We start from the raw sequence: 293 nt of genomic DNA, 5'->3' as shown, positions 1-293 counted from the left end.
GGCCGCTGGCCGCAGGCCGCCTCCACAGCGTCGGGGAATTTGGCCGGATGGGCCGTGGAAAGCACGATGCTCGGCACCCTCGTGTCGGTGGTGTCGCGGTCCGCGACAGCGAGCGCCACCGCCGTATGGGGATCGACCAGTTCGCCCGCTTCGCGCCAGGCGGCGCGGATCGCGGCCGCAGTCTCGGTCTCGTCGGCGCGCCCGGCATCGAACTCCTCGCGGATCGCGGCGAGCGCCGCATCGGGCAGCACGAAGCGTCCGGACTGCTTCAGCGACTCCATCAGACGGCGCAC

At 72.4% G+C, this 293-nt stretch carries 1 pseudogene; it reads right to left on the bottom strand.

Annotated elements, in window-relative coordinates:
* A pseudogene (locus IC50_RS04035) lies at positions 1 to 293 on the bottom strand (threonine synthase); the annotation flags it as partial.

It is taken from the genome of Bradyrhizobium genomosp. I (2014) (genome assembly GCF_000261685.1).
Taxonomy (GTDB): domain Bacteria; phylum Pseudomonadota; class Alphaproteobacteria; order Rhizobiales; family Xanthobacteraceae; genus Bradyrhizobium.
Note: the sequence above shows the minus strand (reverse complement) of the source record. Positions and strands in the feature narration are given on the sequence as shown.